This is a genomic window from Neisseria sp. HMSC03D10 (assembly GCF_001807625.1).
In the GTDB taxonomy this organism is placed as follows: Bacteria; Pseudomonadota; Gammaproteobacteria; order Burkholderiales; family Neisseriaceae; genus Neisseria; species Neisseria mucosa.
The window spans coordinates 1-255 of sequence record NZ_KV789587.1 but is presented as its reverse complement, the minus strand read 5'-3'; positions in this window follow the sequence as shown (position 1 = coordinate 255).

Sequence of the window (255 nt, the reverse complement as noted above, 5' to 3'; positions counted from 1 at the left end):
AAAGATAGGTTTGGTGGTGGTTTTCGTGGGCAAAGCCCACGCTACGTTTAGGTTATCGATGGGAGGAGTTTTTAATTAAAAGGTCGTCTGAAACCTTTTGATTTGGCGATAGATTAGGTTGAAAATTGGGTATCGCAGAAGATTCAGTAATTTTTGTTAGGGTTTGACACAGCCTGCACTTGCTTCACTTTTTCCCCTCCCTCACACATGGCTAACCTACCGTCGTCATTCCCGCGCAGGCGGGAATCCAGAAGT